General features: G+C 60.9%; 6 protein-coding genes. 5 read left to right on the forward strand and 1 reads right to left on the reverse strand.

The features are described from left to right. The first annotated feature begins 475 nt into the window (after positions 1 to 475). Positions 476 to 1,588, forward strand: a complete 1,113-nt coding sequence (locus C2R25_RS16405; protein WP_158250710.1) for a phosphotransferase family protein — start codon at positions 476 to 478, stop codon at positions 1,586 to 1,588. A 332-nt stretch (positions 1,589 to 1,920) separates the two neighbouring features. Here C2R25_RS16405 and C2R25_RS16410 read toward each other — a convergent pair whose 3' ends face one another. Continuing rightward, the gene (locus tag C2R25_RS16410; protein ID WP_103730247.1) at positions 1,921 to 2,541 is read right to left on the reverse strand and encodes a TetR/AcrR family transcriptional regulator; all 621 of its coding nucleotides are present in this window, start codon (positions 2,539 to 2,541) and stop codon (positions 1,921 to 1,923) included. Between the two features lie 135 nt (positions 2,542 to 2,676). Here C2R25_RS16410 and C2R25_RS16415 point away from each other — a divergent pair, with 135 nt between their 5' ends. The 4 genes from C2R25_RS16415 to C2R25_RS16430 all read left to right on the forward strand — a co-directional run bounded on the left by C2R25_RS16415 (position 2,677) and on the right by C2R25_RS16430 (position 6,133). After that, complete coding sequence (locus tag C2R25_RS16415; protein WP_103730248.1) at positions 2,677 to 3,042, forward strand: transposase; 366 nt, start codon at positions 2,677 to 2,679, stop codon at positions 3,040 to 3,042. Positions 3,043 to 3,059: 17 nt separating this feature from the next. Beyond that, positions 3,060 to 3,380: an IS66 family insertion sequence element accessory protein TnpB gene (tnpB, locus tag C2R25_RS16420; protein ID WP_255400470.1), complete on the forward strand. Its 321-nt coding sequence runs from the start codon at positions 3,060 to 3,062 to the stop codon at positions 3,378 to 3,380. 86 nt (positions 3,381 to 3,466) lie between these two features. Continuing rightward, a protein-coding gene (locus tag C2R25_RS16425) for an IS630 family transposase (protein WP_369825716.1) occupies positions 3,467 to 4,430 on the forward strand; the annotation gives its coding sequence in 2 pieces (ribosomal slippage) (positions 3,467 to 3,787 and positions 3,789 to 4,430; 963 coding nt in all). 83 nt (positions 4,431 to 4,513) lie between these two features. Further along, on the forward strand, positions 4,514 to 6,133 hold the full coding sequence (locus C2R25_RS16430; protein ID WP_103730250.1) for an IS66 family transposase: 1,620 nt from the start codon (positions 4,514 to 4,516) through the stop codon (positions 6,131 to 6,133). The last annotated feature ends 442 nt before the right edge of the window (positions 6,134 to 6,575 follow it).

Genomic DNA, 6,575 nt, shown 5'->3' on the forward strand with positions numbered 1-6,575 from the left:
ACACCTGACGGTGCGCGTCGTCGTCCGTGGGCCCCTCCTATCGACTACCGGGATAACCGCCGCGCTGCCGAAAGGTGGGGTCAATATTGGGCGCCGATAGGGGGTCAGTTTTGCGCGCCGGTTGACATCAAATCCTTCAACCTCAGTTGAAGGCGTCTGAATCACCTCAAGCGGCTCAAGGAAAGAGCCTTTTTCCGCAACCTGTTAGATAAGCTGCTTGCATTTGCATTCTTTAAGGATGACGGAAAATCGTCTCTACCGCGCAGCATCTTACGAAGGGGATTGGCGATATCCTTATCCGAAGCGACGCGCGTCATACGGCAGCTGCGTCAAAGAGTTGGTCCCCAATGCACAGATGCGTAACTTGATCAGACATGCCAGTCGCGCAGGCTCAACAGCCCACTCCATGGCAGAATTAATTTTCACACGATGCGCTCTGCATTCGAGAGGTATCGTTTCAAGAGAGGAACTATCTATGGACGCTACACAGGCTGGTGACCAGATCGTCCGAATATCCCGCAAGGCACGACTTGCCGATACGACCGACGCAGAATGGACGGAGCGGCTGACCCGCCTCATCGCGGCGCAAAGGGGTCTAAGCAATCCCGTCGTCCTTGATGTCCGGCCAGTCGGCACAGCGGCGGGCGGATCAAACGGCACCCTTCTTTTTAATGCGACCTATGACAGTCCCGAGGGGCGCATCGACAAAGCGCTGGTATTGAGGTTTCTGCCTGGCGAAGGACTGTTCCATCGCTACGATGTCCGTGAACAGTTCATGCTGCAGCGGGCATTAGAAGACACGAGCGTTCCCGTTCCCTCGCAGTTGTGGCTGGACGCAGAGGCTGCTTATCTGGCTCGTCCAGGCTATGTCATGGAACAGTGCGAAGGCGAGAGTTCGGCGATGGCCTGGATGACGGATGGCATCATCGCCGACGCCAGTTCGGCGGAGCGGCGCGAAATGAGCCTAAACTATGTCCGTTCGCTCGCTGCGATCCACTCGGTGGACTGGCGGGCCGCAGGGCTGCACTGGTTGGAAAATCGTGCGGCGGGTTCAAAGCCGATTGAACGAGAAGCGAATTGGTATTGGGACTCGCTCATCTGGTCAGGCGACGAGGCATATAGAGCCGGCTTCGGTGCGGTGCGCGACTGGCTGATCGCGAACGAGCCAACCGACATCGACATCGTTCTGTGCCATGGGGACGCAAATTTCGGCAATTACCTGTACAAGGGCACTCAGGTGTCGGCCGTTTTGGATTGGGAAATGGCCTTCCTTGGCGCACCGGAAGCGGACCTTGCCTTTCTGAAAGTTGGCGATAGCATATTGCTGAGCGGCGTCGCATTTCCCCACGGCGTGCTCACCTATGAGGAAATGCGCGCGGAATATGAGCGGATTAGCGGCCGCACGCTCAAGCATATCGATTATTTCGAGCTTTTCGCCATTTACCGATTGGGCATAATCAACGTGCTCGCGATGAAACATTTTCCTGTCGAGATGCTGGAGGCGCTGCTGCCAGTCTTTAGGCGCGGCCCTGACCTGTGTTTCGCCAAGGCGGCGTCCATGGGCGTGAATTTGCCTGCGATTAATTGAACTGGCCGCAAGGGGCGCCCCTGCAAGCACTTGGCTCGACCCGCGTGGAACGCTGATATTGGGTCACGACAGGCGCGTCCCGCGTGCAACCACACCGGGCTCTCGGCTACAGATCGCCGCACGCCGCGCGGTGTCTTCTACCTGCCGCTATATGGTCGCGACTTGAACCTGATAGGACTGGTTCGTTTCCAAGGTCAGGCCGCTCCTACGGCAGGAGTCCGCGAATTGATGCACTAGCTATGAGGATCGGCAACCAGCTCGAACGATTTTGCCACAGGGAAGCGCCAACTTCTCCCACGTCGCTGATTATCAACGCTCATCGTGAAAATGCGCTAGCTGCAAGACCTAATCTCAGCTTCGACCACCGCCACCAACTTCGCCGCGACCGCCAGGTTCACCTCCAAGCCGAAAATTTGGCGGTGCTTGATCGCACCCGCGAGTGTCAGGATCAGCTCTGCAATCCTTTCGCGCTCGGCATCCCTATTCGCGTGAGGTACCCAAATGAGCGCGGCTGTTGCAATACGCTCACGCAAGCGTTCGTGCGCCTGCGTGATGATTGCGGCTATACGCGGATTACGAGTGCCCTCGGATATGATTTCGGACAAGACCCTACGTCTATCTTCATCGAGACGACGACCGATGAATTGGTGGAGCCATCTGTAGAGTTGGTCTGCTCGACGTGTAGCTGTCGCGCCTATGAGTTCCGGATCGTCAAGTAGCTCGGATACGTCGCGCTCTACAAGAGCGGCGATGATGTCCTCCTTGCCCGCGAAGTCGCGATAAATCTGCCCCACCAACACCTGCGACTCCCGAGCGATCTGCGCCATGCTTGTTGCGTCAAAGCCGTTCTGCGCGAAGAGCGTGCGTGAGGCCGCTATAATTTGTTCACGACGGTCTTTTGCGGTACGGCGCGATCCAGACGATGTTTGCAAGATGGATGGATTGGTCATCATCGCTCCCCCCTTTGACGCTCCACTTTCTTCGTCATAGTAGCACTTAAGTGAGTACCCCTTCGGTGAGGCCCGCCTTGCTCTGCTAGTGAGCGACCGCTCTTAGGAGTGCTCTTAAGAGCGCACTTAGGAGCGGTTATGGGGCAGGTCACGGTGATTTCAGGGCCCGAGCGGCGCCGGCGTTGGAGCCACGATGAGCGGCTGCAGATCCTGAGGGACGCCTTCTCGCCTGGAGCGTGCGTGGCCGAGGTTGCTCGACGGTACGATGTCTCGACAGCGCTGATCTACATCTGGCGTCGCAAGCTTCGCGAGGCGGGGGTTGAGCGGGCAGCGCCCGAGCTTGCCAGCCCAGGCTTTGCTGAGGCGGTGATCCAGGATGGTGGAGCTGTGACGCCGACGTCAGGTTCGGTGATTGTCGTAGATCTTGCGCGCGACCGGCGGGTGAGCATCTTCGCGTCGGCTTCGCCTGCGTTGGTGGCCGCGGCGCTCAAGGCTCTGCGGTGATCCCTACCGGAGCGCGTGTGTGGATCGCCATGGGCCACACCGACATGAGGAAGGGCATGCAAGGCTTGGCGCTGCTGGTGCAGCAAGGTCTTGGGCGCGATCCTCATGGTGGCGATCTGTTCGTGTTTCGCGGACGGGCCGGCTCTCTGGTCAAGATCATCTGGCATGATGGGGTTGGTATGTCGCTCTATGCCAAACGGCTCGAGAAAGGTCGCTTCATCTGGCCATCGGCAAAGGATGGGACGGTGTCGCTGACGAGCTCGCAGTTGGCCTGTTTGCTCGAGGGTGTCGACTGGCGTAACCCCCAGTGCACTTGGCGGCCGACCAGCGCTGGTTAGAGCACTTCCATGATGAGCGGAATCGGAGAGGGATTCCCAAGACGATGATCCTGTGATTCATAGCCGCTGATGTGATGGGGGCGGCAATGGGTTGGCGGTCTGGTCAGAGCTACTCGCAGGATCTGCGTGATCGAGTGCTGAAGGCGGTGGATGGCGGTGTGCCGGTTCGGCAAGCAGCTGCGACCTTCGAGGTGAGTATTGCCTACATCTACAAGGCATTGATCCGTCGCCGTACGACCGGCGACGCAAGGATAAACCCGAACCGCGGACATGCGCCTCGCAAGCTGTCGGGGGAGCAGGAGCTTGCGTTGGCGGCGCATATCCGCTCGCGACCGGGGGTGACGCTGGCTCAAGCCCAGTCATGGCTGCTGGCGGAGCACGGCGTCGAGCTCAGCACCGGAGCGATCTGGAATGCAGCCAAGCGGCTCGGGCTGTCGTTTAAAAAAAGCGCTACGAGCCGCCGAGCAGGATCGGCCGGACGTCGCCGCGCGCCGCAAGCTGTGGAGAGCGGCACAGCCCTTCCTCGACCCTGAGAGCCTCGTCTTTCTCGATGAGACCGGGGTGAACACGAAGATGGCTCGGCTCTATGGCTGGTCTCCGGTTGGCGAACGCTGCCGCGACAAAGCGCCCTTCGGGCACTGGAAGACGATGACTTTCGTCGCTGGGCTACGTCTCACCGGCATGACCGCGCCTTGGGTGCTGGACCGCGCAATGGATGGCGATGCCTTCCGCACCTATGTCCAGCATGTCCTTGCACCAACCCTCAACCCAGGCGACGTTCTCGTCCTCGACAACCTGCCTGCGCACAAGGTCGCCGGCGTCCGTGAGGCGATCGCCGAACGGCACGCTCAGATCTTCTACCTGCCGCCTTACAGTCCCGACATGAACCCCATCGAGATGGCTTTCTCGAAGCTGAAGGCCCTCCTGCGCCAAGAGCCGGCACGAACCGTCGATGCACTCGTCAAACGCATTGGCAACCTGCTCGACCGCTTCCACCCAGACGAATGCGCCAACTTCTTCCACGCCGCCGGATATCAACGGTCATTGTAAAAGTGCTCTAGGTCCGCACATTGTTCGCGCACAGGCGCACTTAGCGCTTCAAATCCGCGGTTTTCTGTGATTCCTTGCTGGTCATGGATGCCGCTGGCTCACCCGCTCCAGAAGACTTCGAGGCCCTCAGGGCCGAGCTGGCAATGGCTCGGGCAGATGCTGCCAGGGTCAAGGCGATCAACGCTGATCTGGAAGCCCGCAATGCCCTCCTCGAGCTCCAAAACGAAAAGATGCGGCGTGCTCTGTATGGCCAGCGCTCCGAGCGTGCACGCCAGCTGATCGATCAGCTGGAGCTAGGCTTCGAGGAGCTGGAGGCATCGGCCAGCGAGGACGAGGCGCTTGCGATCATCGCCGCTGCTGGCGCGAGTGTCGCCGCATTCACGCGTAAACGACCGGCGCGCAAACCCTTGCCCGAGCATCTTCCGCGCGAGCGCGTCGTCATTGCGGCGCCGTGCTCGTGCCCGGCATGCGGCAGCGATCGCCTCTCCAAGCTTGGCGAGGATGTGAGCGAGACGCTCGAGGTGATCCCGCGCCAATGGAAAGTCGTTCAGACCGTCCGTGAGAAATTCTCCTGCCGGGAGTGCGAGAGGATCACACAGCCGCCCGCGCCCTTCCATGTGACGCCGCGTGGCCTGTTCGGCCCCAGCTTCCTGGCGATGATCCTCTTCGAGAAATTCGGCGCGCATCAGCCCCTTAACCGTCAGCGGGATCGCTATGCTCGCGAGGGTGTCGAGCTCAGCCTGACGACGCTGGCTGACCAGGTCGGCGCTTGCACCGCGGCGCTGATGCCGCTCTACCGCTTGATCGAGGCGCACACCCTCGCCGGTGAGCGACTTCACGGGGACGACACGACCATTCCGGTGCTGGCGGGCGGCAAGACCGATACGGCTCGGTTGTGGACCTACGTGCGCGACGATCGGCCATTCGGTGGCAGAGCACCGCCGGCAGCCATCTACCACTACTCTCGCGATCGGCGCGGCGAGCATCCGCTCGCTCACTTGCAGGGCTGGTCCGGCATCCTCCAGGCAGACGCCTATGCCGGCTACAACGGCTTGTTCCGGCCAGATCGGCAGCCCGAGCCGCTGAAGCGGGCCTTGTGCTGGGCGCACGCACGACGCCACTTCTTTGAGCTGGCCGATGCCGAAACCCAGCTCAAGAAGGGCCGCAAGGGCTCGCCGGTGATCGCCCCTCTCGCTGTCGAGGCCGTGCGCCGCATCGATGCCGTCTTCGCGTTCGAGCGCACCATCACCGGCCAGAGCGCCGAGCAGCGGCGGATCGCCCGAGACCAGCACGTCGCGCCTCTGCTCGACGATCTGCGCTCCTGGATGATCGAGCAGCGCTCGAGCCTCTCACGCTCCTCCGAAGTCGCCAAAGCCATGGACTACATGCTTAGGGACTGGGCCGCGTTCGCCGCTTTCCTCGACGACGGTCGGGTCTGCCTGACTAACAATTGCGCCGAGCGCGCGATGCGCGGCATCGCCATCGGGCGCAAAGCCTGGCTCTTCGCCGGCTCGGACCGTGGCGGTCAGCGCGCTGCTTTCATGTTCAGCCTCATCTCCACCGCCAAGCTCAACGACGTCGACCCGCAAGCCTGGCTTGCCGACGTCCTCACCCGCATCGCCGACATCCCGCAGCAGCGCTTGCATGAGCTGCTCCCGTGGAATTGGCAGGCCCTTCGCACACAGCTGCCGGTCGCCGCGTAATCGCGCACTCGGCAGCCCACCCGGATTGCGTCTCAAGCCGCCGCGGTACTCACCGGATGCTTACTTAAGTGAGCGATCATTCACGTGAGGTCAATGCGGTCGCTACTGTCAAATCGACGATTAATGCAAAGGCGGCTTTGACGACCGCTCCTGTCGTCGCCGTACAACAAGGGTGCGTTGCAATCAGCTGCTTGGTCGACTGAGCTGGTGTAGCCTGTTTGGATGGTTTTGGGGCTACATCCCTCAACTCTGGCGCGTAGAAGAGGTTATGGTCCGCCGCACGCTGTTCATCAGCTGAACGGCGGAGCTGGACGCCCCCAAAAACCTCTGGCGTGTTGCGGGGTGAAATGATTCACTCGGCCTCGGCAAACGAGGTGCGATATGAAGGTATCGGGGTTTTTCGCGATCGGCGAACATCTGCGGCGGCTTTCCGAGACGGGGG

The organism is Novosphingobium sp. HII-3, from assembly GCF_002916655.1.
In the GTDB taxonomy this organism is placed as follows: Bacteria; Pseudomonadota; Alphaproteobacteria; order Sphingomonadales; family Sphingomonadaceae; genus Novosphingobium; species Novosphingobium panipatense.